Annotated in this window: 24 protein-coding genes; 6 read left to right on the plus strand and 18 right to left on the minus strand. The window is 63.1% G+C overall.

Annotation, left to right across the window (positions count from 1 at the left end; genetic code table 11):
* Positions 1–75: 75 nt before the first annotated feature.
* The 4 genes from glcE to ACHMXK_RS01110 all read left to right on the plus strand — a co-directional run bounded on the left by glcE (position 76) and on the right by ACHMXK_RS01110 (position 3709).
* Positions 76–1176, plus strand: coding sequence for a glycolate oxidase subunit GlcE (glcE, locus tag ACHMXK_RS01095; RefSeq protein ID WP_397436921.1), 1101 nt, complete (start codon positions 76–78; stop codon positions 1174–1176).
* Entirely contained in the window at positions 1176–2396 is a 1221-nt protein-coding gene (glcF, locus tag ACHMXK_RS01100) for a glycolate oxidase subunit GlcF (RefSeq protein WP_397436923.1), read from the plus strand. The genes glcE and glcF overlap by 1 nt, the downstream gene beginning before the upstream one ends.
* A 75-nt stretch (positions 2397–2471) precedes the next feature.
* Positions 2472–2942 (plus strand): GyrI-like domain-containing protein, encoded by a 471-nt coding sequence (locus ACHMXK_RS01105; protein WP_397436925.1) that lies wholly within the window; start codon positions 2472–2474, stop codon positions 2940–2942.
* A gap of 83 nt (positions 2943–3025) precedes the next feature.
* Positions 3026–3709, plus strand: coding sequence for a helix-turn-helix transcriptional regulator (locus ACHMXK_RS01110; RefSeq protein WP_397436926.1), 684 nt, complete (start codon positions 3026–3028; stop codon positions 3707–3709).
* Between the two features lie 79 nt (positions 3710–3788).
* Here the strand turns inward: ACHMXK_RS01110 and ACHMXK_RS01115 are convergent, their stop codons facing one another.
* The 3 genes from ACHMXK_RS01115 to lplT form a co-directional block, all read right to left on the minus strand.
* Positions 3789–4274, minus strand: coding sequence for a glutathione peroxidase (locus ACHMXK_RS01115; RefSeq protein ID WP_397436928.1), 486 nt, complete (start codon positions 4272–4274; stop codon positions 3789–3791).
* Between the two features lie 127 nt (positions 4275–4401).
* Positions 4402–5301 carry a DMT family transporter gene (locus tag ACHMXK_RS01120; RefSeq protein ID WP_397436930.1) on the minus strand — a complete coding sequence of 300 codons (900 nt, stop codon included), beginning with the start codon at positions 5299–5301 and terminating at the stop codon, positions 4402–4404.
* 102 nt (positions 5302–5403) lie between these two features.
* Entirely contained in the window at positions 5404–6684 is a 1281-nt protein-coding gene (gene lplT / locus ACHMXK_RS01125; protein ID WP_397436933.1) for a lysophospholipid transporter LplT, read from the minus strand.
* A gap of 189 nt (positions 6685–6873) precedes the next feature.
* Here lplT and alr point away from each other — a divergent pair, with 189 nt between their 5' ends.
* Together alr and ACHMXK_RS01135 are read left to right on the plus strand one after the other, a co-directional pair.
* Positions 6874–7968 (plus strand): alanine racemase, encoded by a 1095-nt coding sequence (gene alr, locus ACHMXK_RS01130; protein WP_397436935.1) that lies wholly within the window; start codon positions 6874–6876, stop codon positions 7966–7968.
* A 29-nt stretch (positions 7969–7997) separates the two neighbouring features.
* On the plus strand, positions 7998–8327 hold the full coding sequence (locus tag ACHMXK_RS01135; protein ID WP_397436937.1) for a DMT family transporter: 330 nt from the start codon (positions 7998–8000) through the stop codon (positions 8325–8327).
* 13 nt (positions 8328–8340) lie between these two features.
* On the opposite strand, the gene ACHMXK_RS01140 is transcribed toward ACHMXK_RS01135, so the two are convergent.
* The 15 genes from ACHMXK_RS01140 to hpaR form a co-directional block, all read right to left on the minus strand.
* Positions 8341–9249, minus strand: coding sequence for a DMT family transporter (locus tag ACHMXK_RS01140; protein ID WP_397436939.1), 909 nt, complete (start codon positions 9247–9249; stop codon positions 8341–8343).
* Entirely contained in the window at positions 9249–10232 is a 984-nt protein-coding gene (locus ACHMXK_RS01145; protein ID WP_397436941.1) for a 2-dehydropantoate 2-reductase, read from the minus strand. Before ACHMXK_RS01145 ends, ACHMXK_RS01140 begins: the two co-directional genes overlap by 1 nt.
* Before the next feature lie 38 nt (positions 10233–10270).
* Positions 10271–11047, minus strand: a complete 777-nt coding sequence (locus ACHMXK_RS01150) for a class II aldolase/adducin family protein (protein ID WP_397436944.1) — start codon at positions 11045–11047, stop codon at positions 10271–10273.
* A gap of 116 nt (positions 11048–11163) precedes the next feature.
* Positions 11164–12150, minus strand: a complete 987-nt coding sequence (locus tag ACHMXK_RS01155; RefSeq protein WP_397436945.1) for a Bug family tripartite tricarboxylate transporter substrate binding protein — start codon at positions 12148–12150, stop codon at positions 11164–11166.
* 40 nt (positions 12151–12190) lie between these two features.
* Positions 12191–13939, minus strand: coding sequence for a dihydroxy-acid dehydratase (gene ilvD, locus ACHMXK_RS01160; protein ID WP_397436947.1), 1749 nt, complete (start codon positions 13937–13939; stop codon positions 12191–12193).
* Positions 13940–13949: 10 nt separating this feature from the next.
* Positions 13950–14726, minus strand: a complete 777-nt coding sequence (locus tag ACHMXK_RS01165; protein ID WP_397436950.1) for an SDR family NAD(P)-dependent oxidoreductase — start codon at positions 14724–14726, stop codon at positions 13950–13952.
* A 4-nt stretch (positions 14727–14730) separates the two neighbouring features.
* On the minus strand, positions 14731–15561 hold the full coding sequence (locus ACHMXK_RS01170; protein ID WP_397436952.1) for an aldolase/citrate lyase family protein: 831 nt from the start codon (positions 15559–15561) through the stop codon (positions 14731–14733).
* 9 nt (positions 15562–15570) lie between these two features.
* A complete protein-coding gene (gene hpaH, locus ACHMXK_RS01175) occupies positions 15571–16371 on the minus strand; it encodes a 2-oxo-hept-4-ene-1,7-dioate hydratase (protein WP_397436954.1) in 801 nt (266 codons plus the stop codon).
* A gap of 6 nt (positions 16372–16377) precedes the next feature.
* Entirely contained in the window at positions 16378–16779 is a 402-nt protein-coding gene (locus ACHMXK_RS01180) for a 5-carboxymethyl-2-hydroxymuconate Delta-isomerase (protein WP_397436956.1), read from the minus strand.
* 1 nt (position 16780) lies between these two features.
* Entirely contained in the window at positions 16781–17662 is an 882-nt protein-coding gene (gene hpaD, locus ACHMXK_RS01185; protein WP_397436958.1) for a 3,4-dihydroxyphenylacetate 2,3-dioxygenase, read from the minus strand.
* A gap of 37 nt (positions 17663–17699) precedes the next feature.
* The gene (locus tag ACHMXK_RS01190) at positions 17700–18680 is read right to left on the minus strand and encodes a tripartite tricarboxylate transporter substrate binding protein (protein ID WP_397436961.1); all 981 of its coding nucleotides are present in this window, start codon (positions 18678–18680) and stop codon (positions 17700–17702) included.
* 2 nt (positions 18681–18682) lie between these two features.
* The gene (gene hpaE, locus ACHMXK_RS01195) at positions 18683–20140 is read right to left on the minus strand and encodes a 5-carboxymethyl-2-hydroxymuconate semialdehyde dehydrogenase (protein WP_397436963.1); all 1458 of its coding nucleotides are present in this window, start codon (positions 20138–20140) and stop codon (positions 18683–18685) included.
* Positions 20141–20142: 2 nt separating this feature from the next.
* A complete protein-coding gene (locus ACHMXK_RS01200; protein WP_397436965.1) occupies positions 20143–20889 on the minus strand; it encodes a fumarylacetoacetate hydrolase family protein in 747 nt (248 codons plus the stop codon).
* Positions 20886–21515: a fumarylacetoacetate hydrolase family protein gene (locus tag ACHMXK_RS01205; RefSeq protein WP_397436967.1), complete on the minus strand. Its 630-nt coding sequence runs from the start codon at positions 21513–21515 to the stop codon at positions 20886–20888. The genes ACHMXK_RS01200 and ACHMXK_RS01205 overlap by 4 nt, the downstream gene beginning before the upstream one ends.
* Positions 21506–21943, minus strand: a complete 438-nt coding sequence (gene hpaR, locus ACHMXK_RS01210) for a homoprotocatechuate degradation operon regulator HpaR (protein ID WP_397436969.1) — start codon at positions 21941–21943, stop codon at positions 21506–21508. The genes ACHMXK_RS01205 and hpaR overlap by 10 nt, the downstream gene beginning before the upstream one ends.
* Between the last annotated feature and the right edge of the window lie 105 nt (positions 21944–22048).

Here is a 22048-nt window from a genome sequence, read left to right on the forward strand (position 1 = left end):
GCTCATCAAAAACCGAACAGCCGCCGTTCAAAAAAATCAAACTGCGCCGGCCGGCGCGCCTTTACCATCAGCGCCATGGATTCAGCGCTTCAATTGATCACAGCCCAGGTACACGCGGCCGCCGCCGCCGGCACCGCCTTGCGTATTCGCGGCGGAGGCAGCAAGGACTTTTACGGCGAAGCCACGGACGGCGACTTGCTGGACACCCGGCCGCTGACCGGCATCATCAGTTACGAGCCGAGTGAACTGGTGGTGACCACGCGTGCTGGCACACCGCTGGCCGAGCTGGAAGCCGTGTTGGCCGAACGTGGCCAGTGCCTGCCCTTTGAGCCGCCGCATTTTGCCGGCGGCGCCACCGTGGGTGGCATGGTCGCGGCGGGCTTGAGCGGCCCGGCACGCGCCAGCGTGGGCGCCGTGCGTGACTATGTGCTGGGGCTGACCCTGCTCAACGGCCGGGGCGAGTTGCTGAGCTTTGGCGGGCAGGTCATGAAAAACGTGGCCGGTTATGACGTGTCGCGTCTGATGTGTGGTGCCTTGGGCACGCTGGGCCTGATCACCGAAGTCAGCCTCAAGGTGCTGCCCGTGGCCCCGGCCGAGGCCACGCTGAAGTTCCAGATGGACCAGGCTGAAGCGCTGGCACAGCTCAACCGTTGGGGCGACCAGCCGCTGCCGCTCAACGCCAGTTGCTGGCTGGTGGACGCGGGTGGGCCCACGCTGACTCTGCGTTTGCGTGGCGCCGTCGCCGCCGTGGAGGCCGCCTGCAAGACCTTGGGTGGTGAACGCCAGGACAACAGCGCCGCCGCAACTGACTGGAGCTTGTGCCGCGACCAGCAACTGCCCTGGTTTCAGGCAGGTGGTACGACGCGTGACCTGTGGCGCCTGTCCGTGCCACAAACAGCGACTGTGCTGGACTTGCCGGAGCCGCCGCTGATCGAGTGGCACGGCGGTTTGCGCTGGGTCCACGCGGCCGCGGAGGACGCCCCGCGCTTGCGCGAGGCGGCTGCACGTGTCGGTGGAAGCGCTACGCTTTTTATAGCTGGTGGCGCACATGCAGAAAGGGCTGAGGAGCGATTTGATGCCTTGAAATCGCCGCTGGACCGAATCCACCGCGAACTCAAGCGCCAGTTTGACCCCGCCGGCATCTTCAACCGCGGCCGTATGTACCCGGATTTCTGATGCAAACCCACCTCGCCCCCGAATTCAAAAACACCGCCGACGGCCAGGCCGCCGAGGCGATTTTGCGCAAGTGTGTGCATTGTGGTTTTTGCACCGCCACCTGCCCGACCTACCAGTTGCTGGGTGACGAACTCGATGGCCCGCGCGGTCGCATCTACCTGATCAAACAGGTGCTGGAGGGCGAGAAGCCGACACGCAAAACGCAGATGCATCTGGACCGCTGCCTGACCTGTCGCAACTGCGAAACCACCTGTCCCAGCGGCGTGCAATACGGGCATCTGGTCGACATCGGCCGCAAGCTGGTCGATGAACGGGTGCCGCGCCCGGCGGGTGAAAACGCCTTGCGTTGGGCACTGAAAGAAGGCCTGCCTTCGCCGCTGTTTGCGCCGGCCATGAAACTGGGCCAGACCGTGCGTGGCCTGTTGCCAGATTCGCTGCAAGCCAAGGTGCCGGCGCGGCAGCCGGCCGGCGTCTGGCCGCAGCGTGAACACACACGCAAGATGTTGCTGCTGGCCGGTTGTGTGCAGCCGGCCATGATGCCCAACATCAACACCGCCACGGCGCGTGTGCTGGACGCCGCCGGCATCCAGACCGTGCTGGCGCCCAAGGCCGGTTGCTGCGGTGCCGTCAAGTTTCACCTGAACGACCAGGACGGCGGCAAAGCCGAGATGCGGGCCAACATCGACGCCTGGTGGCCGCATCTTGAAGCCGGCGCCGAGGCCATCGTGATGAACGCCTCGGGCTGCGGCGTCACGGTCAAGGAGTACGGCTACCACCTGAAAGATGAGCCGGCCTACGCGGCCAAAGCGGCGCGTATCAGTGCACTGACACGTGACCTCAGCGAGTTGTTGCCCGAACTGGTGGAGGCCTTGCGTACGCGTGTGAAGGCCCAAGCCGGCCAGATCGCCTTTCACCCGCCTTGCACCTTGCAACACGGCCAGCAACTGCGTGGCGGTGTGGAGCAGCACCTGGGCGCGCTGGGTTTTCAGATCAAGGTTGCCCGTTGCGAGGCGCATTTGTGCTGCGGCTCGGCCGGGACTTATTCGGTGCTCAACCCTGGCATCGCCACCCAGTTGCGCGACCGCAAACTGGAGAATCTGAACGAGATGAAACCCGCCCTGATTGCCTCGGCCAACATCGGCTGCATCACCCATTTGCAAAGTGGTACGGCCACACCGGTGCGGCACTGGGTCGAGCTGTTGGACGAGGCGCTGGGCTGAGCGTGCCTGCTGACACCCCGTTGTCAGCAGCCCCGGTTTAGCATCCAGTGCTTCCATTCTTCACAGGAGTTCTTGATGCAGCCCACCCGCCACACCCTTGCCACGTCTTTTCCGGTGACGGGCCTCATGGTGCGCACCACCAACCGGGCCGAGCAAGACCCCGGCACGGCCAAACTCGGCGCCTTGTGGGGCCGTATTTTTGCGGAGGGGCTGGCCGGGAAAATCCCCGGCCGCCTGCCGGACGCGGGTATGTACGGCGTGTATTCCGCCTACGCGTCCGATCACAGCGGCGCTTACGACGTGACGGCCGGCGTGGCGGTCGCGGCGCCCGCGGCGTCTGCGCCCTGGCACAACGTGAGCATCCAGGCCGGGGACTATTTGGTCTTCATGGCCCAAGGCGCCATGCCGCAGGCGGTGATAGACACCTGGGGCGGGATCTGGCAATTTTTCCAGGACCATCCCGAGATCGCGCGCAGCTACGCCACCGATTTCGAGGCTTATCATGGGGCCGACAAAGTGGCTATTCACATCGGTGTTCAGGCTTAAGCCAAACCTTGGAATGCTCTATTTTTAATAGCTGCTTGCGCCCATGCAGCATGGGCTAGCGCCCTAAAACACCCGAAAATTGCATGCGCTGCGCTGATCGCCTGTTCCAGTTGGTCCAGCTCATACGCGGGCGCCGGCTCAGCACGGCCGCTTATCTGGCCGGGCGGCTGGCGGTGTCGGCACGTACGGTGTATCGCGACATCGCCGAGCTGCAACACCAGGGCGTGCCTATCGAGGGCGAGGCCGGTGTCGGTTACCGCTTAGGCGCGGGTTTTGAGCTGCCGCCGCTGATGTTCACCCAAGAGGAAGCCGCGGCACTGGTGGCGTCGGTGCGCCTGGCACAAATTGGACTGGACGCCGGGCTGTCACGCGCGGCCGATGATGCGCCGGGGAAAATCTTGTCGGTGTTGCCGATGGGCGCACGTGCGGCCGCGGAAAGCCTGGCGGTTTACGCGCCGCTGATCACGCTGGATACGGCCCACCAGCAGCGCCTGCAGCAGTTGCGTGAAGCGGTGCAGGCCCAGCGCAAGGTGCGGCTGGATTATTGCGACCCGCTGGGCAAAACCAGCCAGCGCACGATTCGCCCGCTGGGTTGCTTTTTCTGGGGCAAGGTCTGGACCCTGTCCGCCTGGTGCGAAACACGGCGCGACTTTCGCAGCTTTCGTGTGGACCGCATCCAGTCATTGACGGTGCTGGAGGCCGGGTTTCAGCAGGAGGCCGGCAAAACACTGGCGGATTTTTCGCGCCAGCTCAGCGAAGCCGCCTGATATTGCTGTCTTGCTTGCTATTAAAGAAGGAGCTGTTGACGCCCGTGTAGAAAGGGCCGGAGGCCGATTTGGCTATCAATCAAGCGGCGAGTGCGGCTTCCACGTCTTTCGCCAGGTCGGCCGGTTTGTCGGTCGGTGCATAACGCCGTATCACCTGGCCGTCCTTGCCAACCAGGAACTTGGTGAAGTTCCACTTGATGGCCTTGCTGCCCAGCAGGCCGGGCGCTTCGGACGACAGCCATTTGTACAGCGGGTGCGCGGCCGGGCCGTTGACATCGATCTTGCCCATCATCGGAAAACTCACGCCGTAGTTGATCTGGCAAAACTCCGAAATTTCCCCGTCGCTGCCCGGGTCTTGCGAGCCGAACTGGTTGCACGGAAATCCCAGCACGGCCAGGCCCTTGCCGGCGTAGGTTTTGTGCAGTTCTTCCAGCCCGCCAAACTGCGGCGTGAAGCCGCATTTGCTGGCGGTGTTCACGATCAGCATGACCTTGCCCTTGAATTCCGAGAGCGAGATGTTCTGGCCGTTGATCTGCTGGGCGTCGAAGTCATAGATGCTGCTCATGGGTGCTCCTGATGTGAAACCTCACTTTAACGCAGCGACCAGCAAAAGCAATTTTCCGCAGGGCCGCCCCAGGGGAAATGAGCCTCCTGGGGGGCAGAGAGCTTCACGACGTGAGCGAACGTGGGGGCTATGCCTTGTCGCCAGGCAAGGCGGCTGGGGCCGGCGCCATGGCGGCGAGCACCGCCGCCAGCACGATCAGGCTGCCGCCCAGCAGGATGCGGGGGCTGAACGCGGCTGCGCCCAGAAAGGCGGCGGACAGGCTGGCGAACAGGATTTCGGTCAACATCACAATCGCGGTCGTGCTTGCGGCCAGCCGTGCCGCGCCATATTGCAGCGCCATGTTGCTGACCAGGAAAGCCAGACTCAGGCCCAGGGCCACGGCCAGCCAGTCAGTGGTCCAGGCCGGCGCCGGCACGTGTTGCCAGGCCATGCCCAGCAAGGCCGTGCTGCTCGCCATGATGGCGCCGCCGCCAAACATCGCCATCATGCGTGAGGGGCTGGGGGTGTACGCCAGTTTGCGCAACAAGACATTGGTGGCGGCAAAACACAGGCCACCCATCAGGGCCAGCCAGTCCGCCGTGCCCTGCGGCACGGGCCAGGGCGAGTGAGGCGATTTCAGCACAATCAACACGCCGACCATGGCCAGCAGCAGCCGCAGCAACGATGCACGTGTCGGTTGCTCCCCCAGCACGGCCCAGGCCAGCAGCACCGACCAGGCCGGCATCAGGTAAAACAGCAACACCACACGCACCACGTCGCCCACCGTGACGGCCCAGTTGAAGCCGACATTGGTCAGGCCGGCCGCCACCGCCAGCAGCCACAGTTGCGGATGTTGCGCGAAACCGCGCCAGGCGCGGGGCCAGACGCAGAACACGCAGGCCAGTGAAAAAAAGTAGATCAGCGCGGTGGACCACAGGGGGTGCAGGCCCAGCGACTGCAGTTCACGAAACGGCCACCAGGACACGCCCCAGACAAAGGCGTTGCAAACCAGGGCCGCTGCGGCTAGTAAGGCCCCACGGTTGTTCACTGCGTGTAACTCCCTGCCCCCGAGGGGCCGTCGCTTGCTCGGGGCGGCCCTTCGCGGCGCGTGCCGGTGCCCCGGTCGTTCACGGCCTGTCCCCTGTCCGCATCAGTGTGATTTGTCGCTGCGGGCGATGGTCAGCAGGTGGTCCACCTGCTCTTTGTACTTGATGCAGTTGCTTTTGTGCCAGCGCTGGATCAGCCACATAAAGCCCGCCACCACCACGCCAAAGGTGGTGATCGCGCCAAAGGCCGACAGGCCCATGCCGGTGGACAGGCTGTAACCCGCGCCCAGCGCCAGGATGCAGGACTGCTCGTTGAAGTTTTGTACCGCGATGGAGCGGCCCGCGCCCATCAGGTTGTGGCCGCGGTGTTGCAGCAGCGCGTTCATGGGTACCACCAGAAAGCCACCCAGGCCACCCAGCAAAATCAGAAAGGGTGCGGCGACCCAGACGTTGGTGATGAAGTTCATCAAGATCACCAGAATACCCATGGCAATGCCGAGCGGCATCACGCTGGGGGCGTGTTCCAGCCGCATACGCATGGAGGCCAGGATCGCGCCTATGGCCGTGCCAATCGCCACCACGCCGACCAGGCTGGACGCCTGCGTGGTGCTGTAACCCAGGGCGGCGGCACTCCAGGCCAGCACGATGTAACGCAGGTTGCCGGACACCCCCCAGAACAAGGTGGTGGTGGCCAGCGAAATCTGGCCCAGCTTGTCGCGCCACAGCGCCGCATTGCAGTTCCAGAAGTCGGGCAGCAACTCCAGCTTGTTGCGCGGCATGGCGCGCATCTCAACGCCGGTGAGCGGGATGCGCAAATTGAACCAGGCGGCGATCACGTAGAGCACGATCAGCGCGGCAATGGCCGCTTCGGGTGGTGTGTCTATGCCGGTATTGATGACGGGGAAGTCAAAGGACAGCAGCAAGTTCGACACCGAATGGCCGACCAGTTGGCCGCCCAGCAAAACGCCCAGGATGATGGAGGCAATCGTCAGGCCCTCGATCCAGCCATTGGCCTTGACCAGTTGCGAGGCCGGCAGCAGTTCGGTGAGGATGCCGTATTTGGCGGGCGAATACGCAGCGGCGCCCAGGCCAACAATGGCGTAGGCCATCAGCGGGTGGGTGCCGAACAACATCATCAGACAGCCCACCACCTTGATGGCGTTGCTGATGAACATGACCTTGCCCTTGGGTTGCGCGTCGGCAAAAGCCCCGACAAACGGCGCCAGCACCACATAAAACAGCGCAAACATAGGCACCAGCGCAGCCGGCTGCCACTTGGGCGCGCCACTGGTCCTGAGCAACTCGACGGCGGCGACGAACAGCGCATTGTCAGCCAGCGAGCTGAAAAACTGGGCCGCCATGATGGTGTAAAAACCGCGCTTCATTAATCTGTTTTGATCACCATTGCGTATGCACCAGACGGTCTGGTGCCACAAGATAAAGTGAATGTCTCCTGACGATGAGGGTTTATAGCACGCGCCAAGCTGGCAGAATCGAGAAATTGACCTTGACAGGCTGGCGCTTCCCCGTGTTGGCTTGTCCCTTTTGTTGTTGTCCCGATCTCCTAGCCTGCCATGCCCCGTCCCATTCTTGCCACTGTTCACCCCGCAGCGCTTAGCCACAACCTCGCGCGTGTGCGCGCCGCCACGCCCGATGCCCGGGTCTGGGCGGTGGTCAAGGCCAACGCCTATGGCCATGGCATCGAGCGGGCCTTTGACGGTTTGCGCAGCGCCGATGGTTTTGCGCTGCTGGACCTGGCCGAGGCGCAGCGCCTGCGCGCCCTCGACTGGCGCGGTCCCATCCTGTTGCTGGAAGGCTGTTTTGAACTGCGCGATCTGGAGCTGTGTTCGCGCCTGGGCCTGTGGCACACGGTGCATTGCGACGAGCAGATCGATATGCTGGCCACCCACAAAACCCAGTTGCCGCACCGCGTGTTCCTGAAAATGAACAGCGGCATGAACCGCCTGGGTTTCTCGCCGCAACGTTATCGCGCCGCCTGGACACGCTTGAACGCCTTGCCGCAGGTCGATGAAATTTCGCTGATGACCCATTTCAGCGATGCCGATGGCCCCAAAGGCATCAGCGAGCAGTTGCGGGCTTTCGAGGCCGTCACGCACGACTTGCCCGGCGAGCGCACGCTCAGCAACAGTGCCGCCATCCTGCGCCACGGCGCGCTGATCGGCGAAAAGTCCGACTGGGTGCGGCCCGGCATTGTGGTCTACGGCAGCGCGCCCGACTACCCTGAAAAAAGCGCCACCGACTGGGGCTTGTTGCCGACCATGACCCTGGCCTCCAAAATCATAGGCATCCAGCAACTGGCGGCTGGCGACACCGTGGGTTATGGCTCCAGCTTCACCGCCGACGGACCGTTACGCATCGGGGTGGTGGCTTGCGGTTATGCCGACGGTTATCCCCGGCATTGCACAACAGGCACGCCGATTCTGGTCAACGGGGTGCGCACCCGCCTGGTGGCGCGCGTCAGCATGGACATGCTCACGGTGGACCTGACACCGGTGCCCGAAGCCGGCATCGGCAGCGAGGTGACCTTGTGGGGCCGTTCGGCCCGCGGCACGGTGTTGTCGATTGATGAAGTGGCGCAGGCCGCCGGCACCGTGGGTTACGAGTTGATGTGTGCACTGGCGCCGCGGGTGCCGGTGGTGGTGGACTGATCCAAGCCGAGCGAACGAAAGAACATCACATGCAGTGGTTCATTTTGTCCCTGGCGATTGTGGCGGAAGTGATCGCCACGTCCGCACTCAAGGCGTCCAACGAATTCACACGTTTGTGGCCTTCGGTGATTGTGGTGCTGGGTTACGGTCTGGCGTTTTATTGCCTGTCCATTACCCTGCGCACCTTGCCGATTGGTGTGGTGTATGCGATCTGGTCCGGCGCGGGAGTCGCGCTGATTGCGTTGATAGGCTGGTTGGTGTTTGGGCAGTCGCTGGACGGCCCGGCGATTGCCGGCCTGGGCCTGATCGTTGCGGGGGTGGTGGTGCTCAACGTCTTTTCAAAATCCGTCGCGCATTGACGGGGATCAGCGCTCAGCGCTTTCTCAAGCCCAGCACCATCACCGCACCCACCACCAGCAAGGCCCCGGCCACCTGCACGGGCGCAATCGCCTGGCCCAGGATCAGCCAGGCCAGCACCAGCGCAAACACCGGCTCCACATTCATGATGGCCGAGTTGCCCGCCACCCCGAGTCGGGGCAAGACGGTGAACATGATGGTGAAGGCGGTGCCGTACAAAAAGGTCAGCGCCAGCAGACCCCACCAGCCCACCGCCGCCTGCGGCAGGTGAAAGCCGCCTTGCACGGCCACACCGACCAGTGCAAAAAGACCCACGGTGCTCATGGTGGTCAGGGTGCGCACGCGGCCATCCACATCGCCGGCTTCGTGTTGGGTCAAGACCAGCGCCACGCCGAAGGTGGCTGCCGCGGCCAGCGCAAATGCCACGCCCGTGCCTATGCGGCCCCATTGGCCGGCAGCGCCCAGGCCTGAGGCCGCACCCAACACGTCCAGCGCCAGCGCCAGCCCGATCAGGATCACCGGCATGGCGATCAGCATGGCGCGTTCGGGGGCGCGGCGGTACAAAATCCAGTCCCACAGCGCGGTCCAGATCGGGTAGGTGTTGAAGGCCAGCAAGGCCAGCGCCACCGGCAGCCGCGCCACCGCGGAATACAGGCACAGGCTTTGCACCGCGATCAGCAGGCCGATGACCGGCAGGATACGTTTGTTGCGTGGGCTGAAACGGATGGACACGCCCTGGATGGTCAGCAGCGCCGCCACGGCCAGCGCGGTGACCACACTGCGAAACGCCACGGCCGTGACCACATCCACACCGTTGTTGAAGGCCAGACGCGCCGCCACGTGGTTGGCGCCCATCATCAGCGCGATCAGCAGCAGCGTCGCGAAGGCCGTGCCGCTGATGGCTTTGCCGGCGCTGGGTGCCATCAATACAAACCGTGCACGCGCGCGTGCAAGCGGCTCAGGCCCAGCAGGGCATCGGTAAACGGCGTGGGCACCTGGGTCAGCTCGCCCAGTTCTTTCACCACCGTGACCAGGGCATCCAGTTCAATGCCTTTGCCGGCTTCCACGTCTTGCAACATGGACGTTTTGAAGGCGCCTAGCTTGAGCGTGACCGCGTGCCGGTCTTCCGGCTGCTGGTCAATCGGGATGCCGATACGGGCGCCGATTTCCTTGGCTTCCAGCATCACTTTGGAGATGAAACCACGCACCAGCTCATCACCCATGATCAGGTCGGTGGTGGCGCCGGTGAAGGCACTGATCGGGTTCACCGTCATGTTGCCCCAGAGTTTGTACCAGGCGTCTTTCTGGATTTGCTCGGACAACACGACCTCGTGGCCGGCTTGTTCCAGCAGCGCCACCAGGGCCAGCACGCGCGCGGTTTTTTCGCCCGAGGGTTCGCCGATGATGAGTTTGTTGCCGAAGTGGTTTTTCACAAAACCCGGGCTGTTCAGCGAGCAACTGGCATGCACCACACAGCCAATGATGTGTTTGGCCGGAATGGCGCGCGCAATCGCACCCTCCGGGTCCACCGCCTTGAGCCGGGTGCCGGCGTACTGCGCGCCGAAACCTTCAAAAAACCACCAGGGCACACCGTTCATGGCGGTCAGCACCAGGGTGTCGGGGCCAATCAGCGGCGCGATGGCTTTGGCCACGTCGGCCATGGCCGGCGCCTTGACGGCAACGATGACCAGGTCCTGCACACCCAGCGCGGCCGGATCGGCACTGGCGCGCACGGCCACGGTTGTGATGTCCTCGCCGCGTTGCAGGCGCAGGCCGTGTTCTTGCAAGGCCGCCAGCGTGGCGCCGCGTGCCACCACGCTGAGATCGCAACCGGCTTGTGCGAGTTTCACGCCCATCCAGCCGCCTATCGCACCGGCACCGTAAATACAAACTTTTTTAATGGTCAAAATGGGCTCCAGCCCTTGCTGAATGGGCGCAAGGCGCTCTAGTTTTTATAGCTGTCATCAATCCGGTCCACCTGCCGCACCAGGGCATCAAACACGTCCTGGCCGGCGCCGAACTGGGCGTCGAACTGGAAGGAGTCGTGCGTGGTCTTGCGTGCCACGGCTTCGGACACGGTTATCGCCGGTCCCATCGCCGCCTGCGCCATCTGGATCTCGCAAGCGCGTTGCAAGGTCCAGAGCCGCACAAAAGCCAGCGGCAGGGTTGAGGCCCAGGCCAGCAGGCCGTGGTTGCGCAGAATCACCACCGGTTTGTCGCCTATGTTTTTCAGCAGGCGCGGCGCCTCGTCGGCATGGATGGTGATGCCTTCGAAGTCGTGGTAGGCCACCAAGTCATGCAATTGCGCCGAATAAAAATTGTTCTGCGCCAGCCCGCCTTGCGTGCAAGCCACGGCCACGCCGGCCGTGGTGTGGGTGTGCATCACACAATGGGCGCCGGGCAGGCCGTCATGGATGGCGGCATGCACGGTGAAACCGGCCGGGTTCACCGGCCAGGGGTTGTCATCCAGCTTGTTGCCCAACAGGTCGATCTTGAGCAGGTTGCTGGCCGTGACTTCCGAATAATGCAGGCCAAAGGGGTTGATCAGGAATTGTTTCGCGCCCCCCGTGACGCTGTCCGGCAGCCGCACCGTGATGTGGTTGTAAATCATCTCGGTCCAGCCCAGCATCGCAAAGACGCGGTAGCAGGCGGCCAGTTGTAGTCGCTCCTTCCACTCGTCGGGATGCATGCTGGCTGGCGGTGATTTCAAAACTGCGTTCATGGTGTGCTCACGAAATATCAAACAAGGACGGAGACCGGCGCCGGGCCGCCCCAAGCCGGTCGCGCCCCCTCGGGGGGCAGCGCAGTACGCGCAGCGACCAGCGTGGGGGCTCTTAATTACGCCTCAGCCGTGAAACCCACCGACTTGACGATGGGGCCCCACTTGGCCGTGTCTTTCTTGATCAGGTCGGTCAGCTCGGCCGGTGTGGACGAAATGGCTTCCAGGCCAAAACCGGCCAGGCCATCGATCACGTCTTTTTGCGCCAGCGCCACTTTCAGGGCAGCGTTCATGCGGTTCACCACCTCGGTCGGGGTTTTGGCCGGCATCAGGAAGGCAAACCATTCGCTGTGGATCATGTCCTTCAGGCCTTGCTCGGTGTAGGTGTGCACGTCGGGGGCGAAGCGGCTGCGTTTGGCGCCGGACACGCCCAGGATGCGGACCTTGCCGGTGGGCAGGTGTTGCGTGAGGTCGCCGATCGGGCCGGACACGGCCGAGATGTTGCCGCCCAGCAGGTCCAGCATGGCCGGCTGTGTGCCGCGGTAGGCCGCGTGTTTCAGGTCGACACCGGCGCTTTTGCCGAGCAGGGCTCCAATGAAGTGGGGGGTGGAGCCGGCGGCCGGCGAGCCAAAGTTGGCGCCCAGCGGATTGGCCTTGGCCCAGGCCAGGAACTCGGGCACGGTTTTCACGCTGAGCGGCACGGCCGGACCCACGGCCAGACCGAAGTCGAAGACGCAGGCCAGGGTCACGGGCGCCAGGTCCACCAGCGGCTCATACGGCAGCTTCTTGTAGATGTGCGGGTAGATGGTGAGCATGGACGTGGGCGTCTGCAGCAGCGTCATGCCGTCCGGCGCGGCGCTCTTCACATACTGAATGGCGATCTGGCCACCGGCACCGGTGCGGTTCTCGATCACGGCGGTTTTGGCGTAATCGGGCGCCAGCTTGGTGCCCATGCGGCGGCACAAGGTGTCGGAGGTGCCGCCGGCGGCGAAGCCGGTGATGATCTTGAGGTTTTCCAGCGCCTGGGCCCAGGCGGCCTGGCCGATGCTGGCCAGCAGCGCGGAAGCGCCGGCGGATTGAATGACTTGACGACGTGACATGTTCATGGATTTGTCTCCTGTTGATAGTGAAATAAGAAGTTGAAGATCAGGCTTGGTCGCGCAACCAGATCACGCCACCCGAGTGGGTGACCGCGCCCTGGTGGCTGGGCCTGACTGTCAGCGCATATTTTTCCAGCAAACCGCCCCGGTGCACAGCCGGGGTTACACCAGTCGCGGCCAATCTTTCCCGGATTTGTTCATCACTGAGTTCCACGGAAATACTGCGTGCACCAGCGCGGGCATCGATGCTGACCATGTCGCCGTCACGCAGCGCGGCGATCGGGCCGCCGTCGGCGGCTTCCGGCCCGGCATAACCGATACACAGGCCGCGTGTCGCACCCGAAAAACGGCCGTCGGTCAGCAGCGCCACCTTGTCGCCCATGCCCTGGCCGTACAGCAGGGCGGTGATGCCCAACATCTCGCGCATGCCGGGGCTGCCCTTGGGGCCTTCGTTGCGGATCACGATCACGTCGCCGCTTTCGTAGCGGCGTTGTTGCACCGCGCTTTGGGCCTCTTCTTCCGAATCAAACACACGGGCCGGGCCGCGGTGCACCAGGGTGGCCAGGCCGGCGGTTTTTAGCAGCGCACCGTCCGGGCACAAATTGCCCTTGAGCACGGCCAGGCCACCGTCGAGCGACAAGGCATGCGCCAGGTCGCGCACCACACGACCGTCGGGGGCGGCCGCGCCTTCCAGTTCTTGCGCCAGGGTGCGGCCGCTAAAGGTCAAACAGTCGCCATGCAGGTAGCCGCGTTGCAGCAATTCACGCATCACCACACCGGCGCCGCCCACGTAATACAAATCACGCGCCAGGTATTTGCCGCCAGGGCGCAGGTCGGCGATCAACGGCGTGCGGGCAAACACCTCGGCCACGTCGTCGAGATGGAACTTGATGCCGGCTTCATGCGCAATCGCCGGAATGTGCAACGCGGCATTGGTCGAACCACCGGTGGCCGAGACCACGGCGCAGGCGTTTTCCAGCGCGTGGCGCGTGACGATGTCGCGCGGCAACGGGGCCTCGCCCATCACGGCTTTCATCAAGGTTTTGGCGGCGCGGCGCATCAGCGGCGCGCGTTCGCTGAAAACGGCGGGCACCATGCTGGAGCCTATGGGCGCCAGGCCAATCGCTTCGGACACCATGCCCATGGTGTTGGCGGTGAACTGGCCGGCGCAGGCGCCAGCCGTCGGCAGGCAGGCGTGACTCATGGCGTCGAGTTCGTCCGGCGTTGCGTCGCCGGCCAGCACCTTGCCTATGGTTTCGTAGGTGTCGACCACATTCAGGTCGCGGCCATCGACACCCGGTGCCTGGCCCGGCAGCGCCGAGCCGCCGTGTACAAACACGCTGGGCACATTGCAACGCACCATGCCCATCATCAGGCCGGGCAGGTTTTTGTCACAAGCACCTATGCCGAAAATGCCGTCCCACTGGTGGCCACGGGTCGAGGCTTCCACACTGTCGGCAATCAGCTCGCGCGAGATCAGTGAAAAACGCATGCCCGAATGCGCCATGGTCAGGCCGTCGGAGACCGAGACCACCGGACATTCGTGCGGCATGCCACCATGGGCGTAAATCCCGGTCTTGGCGTGTTGCGCCTGCTCGCGCAGGTTCAGGTTGCAGGGGCTCATTTCGCCGCCGGTGTGGAAGACACCGATGTGCGGGCGCGCGATTTCGTCGTCGTCCTGGCCCAGCGCATACAAAAAGCTGCGTGTGGTGGCGCGCACCGTGCCTTCGTAAATCGTGGCGGAACGGAATTTGCGCGGCGGCGTGGGCGGGTCGTTGTTGTCGTGGTTGCTCATGGGATTCTTTTTATCCTGCGTTCAAATGCAGGCCGTTGTCCATCATCAGCACGGCGCCTGTCATGCCAGGCGCTTGTGCACTTAAATACCAGGCGAGCGCCGCCACCTCGTCGGGCTGCGACACGCGTTTGAGAACCGAGGCGGCGGTTTGGGCCGCCAGCACCTGGGCGTAGTGGGCTTCGTCCAGCACGCGGCCGGGCAGGCCGCCATCGACAAAACCGGGCGCAATCGCGTTGACACGCACTTGCGGTGCCAGCGAACGGGCCAGCGACAAGGTGAGGGTGTTGAGTGCGCCCTTGGACGCGGCATAAGCCATGGACGAACCACGGCCCAACACGCCGCCTATCGACGAGATATTCACCACCGCGCCTTGCCCGCCGGCCTTGAGTGCGTCTGCGCAGGCACGCACCATCTGGTAGGCGCCCACCACATTGACCTCGTAGGTGCGGTGAAACTCGTCCGCGTCCAGCGCAGCCAGGTCGGTGTGTGCGATAAAACGCGTGGTGCCCGCGCAATTGATGAGGGCATCGATGCGGCCAAACCGTGCCAGCACGGCCTGCACATAACCTTGGCAGGCGGCGTCATCACGCACGTCCAGGGTTTGCAGCCAGGCCTGTCCACCGGCGGCCTCGCAGTCCTCGGCGACGGCCTGCGCTTCGGCCCGGGTCTGTTCGTCCAGGTAGCTCAGCGCCACAGACCAGCCCTGGCGCGCGAACAGACGCGCGCAGGCCGCACCTATGCCGGTGGCAGAGCCGGTGATCAGGCAGACGGGGGTAGCAGTGCTCACGGTGTCAGTAGGTTTTGCCAGCGGGCGCCACCGTGAGACCGGTTTTGAACCGTGCGGCCAGCGCACTGGTGTGGCGCACCAGCAGGTTGGTGTCCAGGCCCACGGCGACAAAGCTGGCGCCCAGGGCCATGTAGTGGCGGGCCAGCGCCTCGTCGGTGGTCAGGATGCCGGCGGCCTTGCCGGCCTGGACGATGCGCTGGATCGCTTTTTCAATCGCCGCCTGCACGTCGGGGTGGCCGGGGTTGCCGACATGGCCCAGCGAGGCCGACAAATCGGCCGGGCCGATAAACACGCCGTCGACACCGTCGGTGGCGGCAATCGCGTCCAGGTTGTCGAGTGCGGTCTGGGTCTCGGCCTGCACCAGCAGACAGACTTGTGCATTGGCTTCATGGGCATAGGCCGGGTAACGGCCCCAGCGCGAGGCGCGGGCGCCGGCCATGCCGCGAATGCCGCCGGTCGATTTGCCCTGGGCATCAAACTGCGGGTAACGCGTGGCGCGCACCAGCGCGGCGGCTTGTTCGGCGGTGTCGACCATGGGCACCAGCAAGGTCTGCACGCCTATGTCCAGGTATTGTTTGATCAAGGCCTCACCCACATGGCCGTGGCCCATGGGCACACGGGCGATCGGATGCGAAGGATACGCCGCAACCACTTGCAACTGCGCCAGGATGCTGCGTACATCGTTGGGCGCGTGTTCGCCGTCGATCAGCAGCCAGTCGAAACCGGCGCCGGCGCAAATTTCGGTGCTGTAGGGATCGGCCAGGCTGACCCACAGGCCGATCTGTGTTTGTTTGTTGGCGATCGCCTGCTTGAATGTATTGGTCGGTGTTTGCATGTCGCTTCTCTAAACAAAGGAAAATTCAAAACGGCCCAGCGGACCATAGTCGGCGTCGAACACATCGCCGGCTTTGGCGAGAGCCGGCCGGGTGAAGGAGCCGGCCAGCACCACCTCGCCGGCCTCCAGGCATTCGCCCCAGGGTGCGAGTTTCATCGCCAGCCAGGCTACGCCTATGGCCGGGTGACCCTGTACACCGGCGGCCAGGCCGGTTTCTTCGACCACGCCATTCTGGCGCAGGATGGCACCGACCCAAGGCAGGTCCACCTCGCGCGGCAAGACCTTGCGACCGCCGAGCACAATGCCGGCGTTGGCGGCGTTGTCGCTGATGGTGTCCTGCACCTTGCGCATGGTTTTGCTGTGGCGGTCGAACTGCTCGATACGTGCGTCTATGATTTCGATGGCCGGTTGGACGTAGTCCGTCGCTTCCAGCACATCGGCTACTGTGATGTGGGTGCCTTCCAGCTTGCGTTTGAGCACAAAGGCCAGCTCCACCTCGACACGCGGCGCGATAAAACGCGAGGCCGGAATGTCACCGGGTTCAAAAAACATGTCGTCCAGCAAGGTGCCGTAATCCGGCTCGTCGATCTGGCTGGACAGCTGCATGGCGCGCGAGGTCAGGCCGATCTTGTGGCCGCGCACCTGGCGGCCTTCGGCGATTTTCATCTGCACCCAGGCGCGCGAGATGGCGTAGCCGTCTTCCACCGTCATGGCCGGATACCGTTTGGAGAAATGTTCGACCTGCACACGCGATGTTTCGCTGTGTTGCAGTTCGGCGGCGAGTTGGGTGATGAGGTCTTGAGGCAGCATGGTGTTTTATTTGCTGAACAGTGGATGCAGGTTGCTGTGTTTGGCGTCGTAGACCTGCACACCTTCGTCGATCTGCAGGGTGATGCCCATCAGCGTGTTTGAAAATAGTGATTCAAAATGAGCTTTTGTCCTTGCCAGTAGAGCATCGCCAGCTATCTTTTTGGTAGCGTCGCTGCGTCCTGTGGCAATCCGCAGGTTCAGGTAGACAAAGGCGTAGTCCTGTTTGCCGTCGGCCACCGAGTGGTAAGGCGCGGGGTAGGCCAACACACGAATCCCCCCCACGGGGAAGGCTGCCTGACCCTTTTCGTCCCTGACTTCCAGCAGCACCTGGTTCAGCGCCTTGCACAAGCTGCCCATGTCGGCCCGGGCGTAGATGTTGGCTGTGTATTCGATTTTCAGATGTGGCATGTCAGGCTTTCGTGGCGGACGGTTCGGTCAGCGGCATCACCGGGAAAATCGCGTTGATCTGGCCGGTGCCCGAGCTGCCGAAATAAGGCGTGATGACTTCCGCCGGCGCCGTGTAGTCCTTCCAGCCCAGCAGACCCAGCAACATGGCGGTGTCGTGCATGTCACCTTCGCCCCAGCATTTTTCGGCGTACATGGGCAACATGCCGATAAAGGTTGTCCAGTCGCCGGCTTTCCATAGCTCCACCACGCGCTGGTCGACCTGTTCGAGAAAGGGGTCGTAGACCTTGTGCATGAAGTCGGGGGCGCGCCCGTTGTCGGCAAAGTGATGCGAGAGCGAGCCGCTGGCAAACACCGCCACCGTGCCGTCGTATTTGTCCTCGATGGCCTTGCGCACGGCCAGGCCGAAACGGGCAGACTCTTCCAGGTCGTGCCAGTCGCACCAGGCGCTGACACAGACCACCTTGTAGTGCTGGTCGCTGTTCATGTAACGCATGGGCACCAGCGTGCCGTATTCCAGCTCCAGCGTGGTGTCCGAATGCGCCCGGCTTTTCACCCCCATGTCGTTGGCCACGTCGGCGATCAGGTGGCCCAGTTCAGGGTTGCCGGGATAGGCGTAGGGCAGGTTCTTGATGAAGTGCGGCAGCTCGTTGCTGGTGTACGTGCCTTCAAACTTGGGCGCGCAGTTGATGTGGTATTCGCTGTTGACCAGCCAGTGCACGTCGAACACCACGATGGTGTCCACACCCAGCGCGCGGCAGCGCCTGTCGATTTCCTTGTGGCCGTTGATGGCGGCGTCGCGGCAGCCGAAGTTGGGCCCGGGAAACTCCGACAGGTACATCGACGGGACATGTGTGATTTTGGCGGCGAGTGCGAGGGTGCCCATGTGTGGCTCCAGCGTTGACGGTTGGACGGCTTACGCCTCAGGTCGTGATGTTGGCGCGGCGAATCACCTGCGCGTATTTGGCGATTTCACTCTGGATGAAGGCGGCGAATTGTTCCGGCGAGCCCGACAGCGAGGCAATCCCGCCTTTGTTGAAGGCGTCGGTCACGGCCGAGGTCGCCAGCGCGCGATTCACCTCGGCGTTTATGCGCCGCACCACCGCGTCCGGCGTGCCGGCGGGGGCCAGCAAACCATTCCAGGAATTCGACTCGATGGGCACACCCTGCTCGGCCAGGGTTGGGATGGTCGGTGCATACACCGAACGTTGGGCGGTCGCCATGCCCACGGCGACCAGCTTGCCGCTTTCGATGTGGCTGCGAAATTCGGGCCAGTTGCCGAACATCACGGTGACCTGGCCGCCTAACAAATCGGTCAGCGCCGGTCCCTGGCCTTTGTAAGGCACATGCACGATGTCCAGACCCATCTGGGTCTTGAGCATTTCACCCGAGAGGTGGGCCGAGGTGCCGTTGCCGAAGGAGGCAAAACTCAGGGTGCCCGGTTTGGCCTTGGCGACATTGCGCAAGTCGTTGAGGTTCTTGATGCCGCTGCCCGGATGTGTGGCCAGCACATGTTCCGACATGCCCATCAAGGCCACGGGTTTGAGGTCTTTCAGCGTGTCGTAAGGCAGGTTTTTCAGCAGGGTCTGGTTGGCCGTGAAACTGTTGGCCACACACACCAGCGTGTAGCCGTCGGCGGGTGATTTGGCAACCGCATCCACACCGATCACGGTGCCGGCGCCGGGCTTGTTTTCCACAATCACCGGCTGGCCCAGCAACTTGCCCAGTTCCACACCGACCAGGCGCGAGACAAAGTCGGTGGTGCCGCCGGGGGTGAAAGGCACGACAATTTTGAGCGGCTTACCCGGCCAGGCTTGCGCGTGGCTGAAGGCCGGCAGTGCGGCGAGGGCGGCAGCGCCCGAGGTTTGCAAGAAAGCGCGACGATGTAGATGATGGATAGCCACGGTTAAACCCCCCAGTGCGGAATGTGATGTGAGCCCAGCGAAACTGCCACGTTTTTCGGCTCGCAAAAAACCTCGTAGCTCCAGGTGCCGCCTTCGCGCCCGGTGCCAGAACCCTTGGTGCCGCCGAAAGGCTGGCGCAGATCACGCACGTTCTGGCTGTTGACAAAACACATGCCGGCTTCGACCGCGGCGGCAACGCGGTGCGCGCGGCCTATGTTTTCGGTCCAGACATAACTCGACAGGCCGTATTGCGTGTCGTTGGCCAGGCGGATCGCTTCGGCCTCGTCCTTGAACGGAATGATGCAAGCGACCGGCCCGAAGATTTCTTCCTGGGCAATCCGCATGTGATTGGCCACGTCGGCAAACACGGTGGGCAAGACGTAGTTGCCTTTTTTCACATGGTCGGGCAAGTCCGGTGTGCCCAGGCCGCCGCACAACAAGGTCGCACCTTCCTTCGGGCCGAGATCGATATAGCTGCGCACCTTGGCCAGATGCGCCTGCGAAATCATGGGGCCTATGGTGGTGCTTTCGTCCAGCGGATCGCCGACCTTGATACGTTTTGCGCGCTCCACAAACTTGGCGACGAAGTCGGCGTAAATCGATTGCTGCACCAGGATGCGGCTGCCGGCGGTGCAACGTTCGCCGTTGTTGGAAAAAATCATGAACAGCGCGGCGTCGAGGGCACGTTCCAGGTTCGCGTCCTCAAAAATCACAAACGGCGATTTGCCGCCCAGCTCCATGCTGAATTTTTTCAGGCCGGCCGCCTGCACGATGCGGTTGCCGGTGGCCGTCGATCCGGTGAAGGAAATCGCACGCACATCGGGGTGGCGGCACAGCGGTTCGCCGGCCTCCTTGCCATAACCATGGACCAGGTTCAACACGCCGGGTGGAATGCCGGCTTCCAGCGCGAGTTCCCCCAGGCGTGCGGCCGTCATCGGTGACAACTCGCTCATCTTGAGCACGGCGGTGTTGCCAAAAGCCAGGCAGGGCGCGACCTTCCAGGTCGCGGTCATGAAAGGCACGTTCCACGGGCTGATCAAGGCACAGACACCGGTGGGGTGGTACAGCGTGTAGTTCAGGTGGGTTTCGGTCGGGTAGGTGTGGCCATCCACCCGGGTGCACATCTCCGCGAAGTAATAAAAATTGTCGGCGGCGCGCGGGATCAGCTGTTTGCCGGTTTGGGCAATCACCTGGCCGCAGTCCCGGGTTTCCATTTGTGCGATTTCGGGCACATGCGCGGCGATCAGGTCGCCGAGTTTGCGCACCAGCTTGGCGCGTTGCGGCGCGGGCAGGCCCGCCCATTTTGGAAACGCTTCCTTGGCAGCCGCGACGGCGGCGTTGACTTCCGCTTCGCCGCCCGAGGCGACCTCGGCCAACACCTCTTGCGTGGCCGGGTTGATGGTTTCAAAGTAGTTCTGGCCGGCAACCGATTTGCCGTTGATGAGGTGATCTATTTTCATAATCATTCAATGGTGTTGGTCAAGGCGCCCAGGCGGTCTATGCTGGTGACAATCACGTCGCCGGGCCGGCAGTCGACCACGCCGTCGGGTGTGCCGGTCAGAATCAGATCGCCGGGCTGCAGGGTCATGAAGCTGCTGAAATATTCAATCAAAAACGGCACATCAAAAATCATGTCGCGCGTGTTGCCGGCCTGGGTGATCTTGCCGTTGACGGTGGTTTGCAGGGCCAGCGCCATCGGGTTGGTCACGTCGGCGGCATCGACGAGCCAGGGGCCTAGCGGCGTGCAGGTGTCGCGGTTTTTCACCCGCAGGTTGGGGCGGTACCAGTTCTCCAGGTAGTCGCGAATCGCGTAGTCATTGGCGATGGTGTAACCGGCGACAAAGTCATAGGCGTCATCACGCTTGACCTTCTTCGCGGTTTTGCCGATGACCACCGTGAGTTCACATTCGTAATGCATGAACTGCACCTCGGCCGGGCGCTGCGTGAGTTGCCGGTGTCCGGTCAGCGTGCTTTCGCCCTTGATGAAAACCAGCGGTTCTTCGGGCGCCTTGAATTCAAGCTCTTTCGCGTGGTCGGCGTAGTTCAGTCCCAGCGCGAGGATGGTGCGCGGGCGCGGTGTGGGGGCCAGCGGCGGCAGCCAGATCACGGCCTCTTCGGTGACAAGGCGGCCGTCTTTCAGCAACAGCCGGCCATCGCGTTCCGTGGCATCTTGTACCGCACCGTCGTAAATCACCCGTGCGTGTTTCATGATTTCACCTCTTCCGCAACCAGGGTGTTGCTCAGCGTGCCAAAACCAGGCGCACTGATGTCAATGCGGTCACCGACTTTGGCCAGCGGCCGGCCCACATCGCAACCCAGCATCAACACATCGCCGGGGTGCAAGGTCATAAACTCGCTCACATCCGCCAACAGTTGTGATGCGTTGCGCACCAGGTTGCCAAAATGGACACTTTGTTTGAGCACGCCGTTGATACGCACCTCTAGCGTGAACTGTGCAGGCTCACCCACTTCCGCGGGTGTCACCTGGCGGTTGCCAATGCCGAGAAAACCGTCCAGGCATTTGAACTTGACCGGTGGCCGGAAAAAGCTGGCGTGCGGAATGGAGAGATCGTTCAGCAACACATAGGCCGCGACCGCGCCGGCTTGACCCATCACCATCGCGATGGTGGCGCCTATTTCGACCTCGGGCACACGCGCCGGCACTGGGATGGTCGTGCCGTGTGCGCTCCAGGTGTTGGCTGGTTTCACATACAGGACCGGCGCTTGGGGCGCTGCCTTGTAGGGCGGCTGGTCCATCAGCGCGGCCAGGGCAGCAACTTCGCCGCGGAAATTCAACAGCGTGCCGTACACCGTTCCTTGGGGCATCACGTGCATGGCTGCTCCAGTTCAATCACTTTGTCGAGCAGCTCATACAGCTGCGCCAGTTTTTGTTTGCCCAAGGTGTTTTCCATCCATGCGTAATGTGCTTCTATGGTTTGCGACAAGGTGGCGACCAGCTGCAGGCCTTTGTCCGTGGCTTCAACCACGGTGCGGCGCTGGTCCAGCGGATCACGTGCGCGGCGTATCAGGCCGTCGCGCTCCATGCGGGTCAACACCCCGGTCAGGCTGGGGCCGAGGATAAAAGCCTCACGCGCGACCCGGCCGGTTTCAACCACACCGTGTTCGCCCAGTACCCGCAAGACACGCCACTGCTGGTCGCTCAAGGCGTGTTCGCGCAGGCGCGGCCGGGTGTAGGCCATGACCGACTCGCGCGCCTGCAGCAGCAGGCGGGGCAGGTTGCGGTGAATAAAAGGAGTGGCCATGGTGCTTGTTGAAATTATTTAATATATTAAATGAATGGCGAATTTTGCCAAGACGAATCAGGCCGGATCAGACAGGGATTAACCCGTACTGTGAATAATTACAGT

The organism is Polaromonas sp. UC242_47 (assembly GCF_044452385.1).
In the GTDB taxonomy this organism is placed as follows: Bacteria; Pseudomonadota; Gammaproteobacteria; order Burkholderiales; family Burkholderiaceae_C; genus Polaromonas.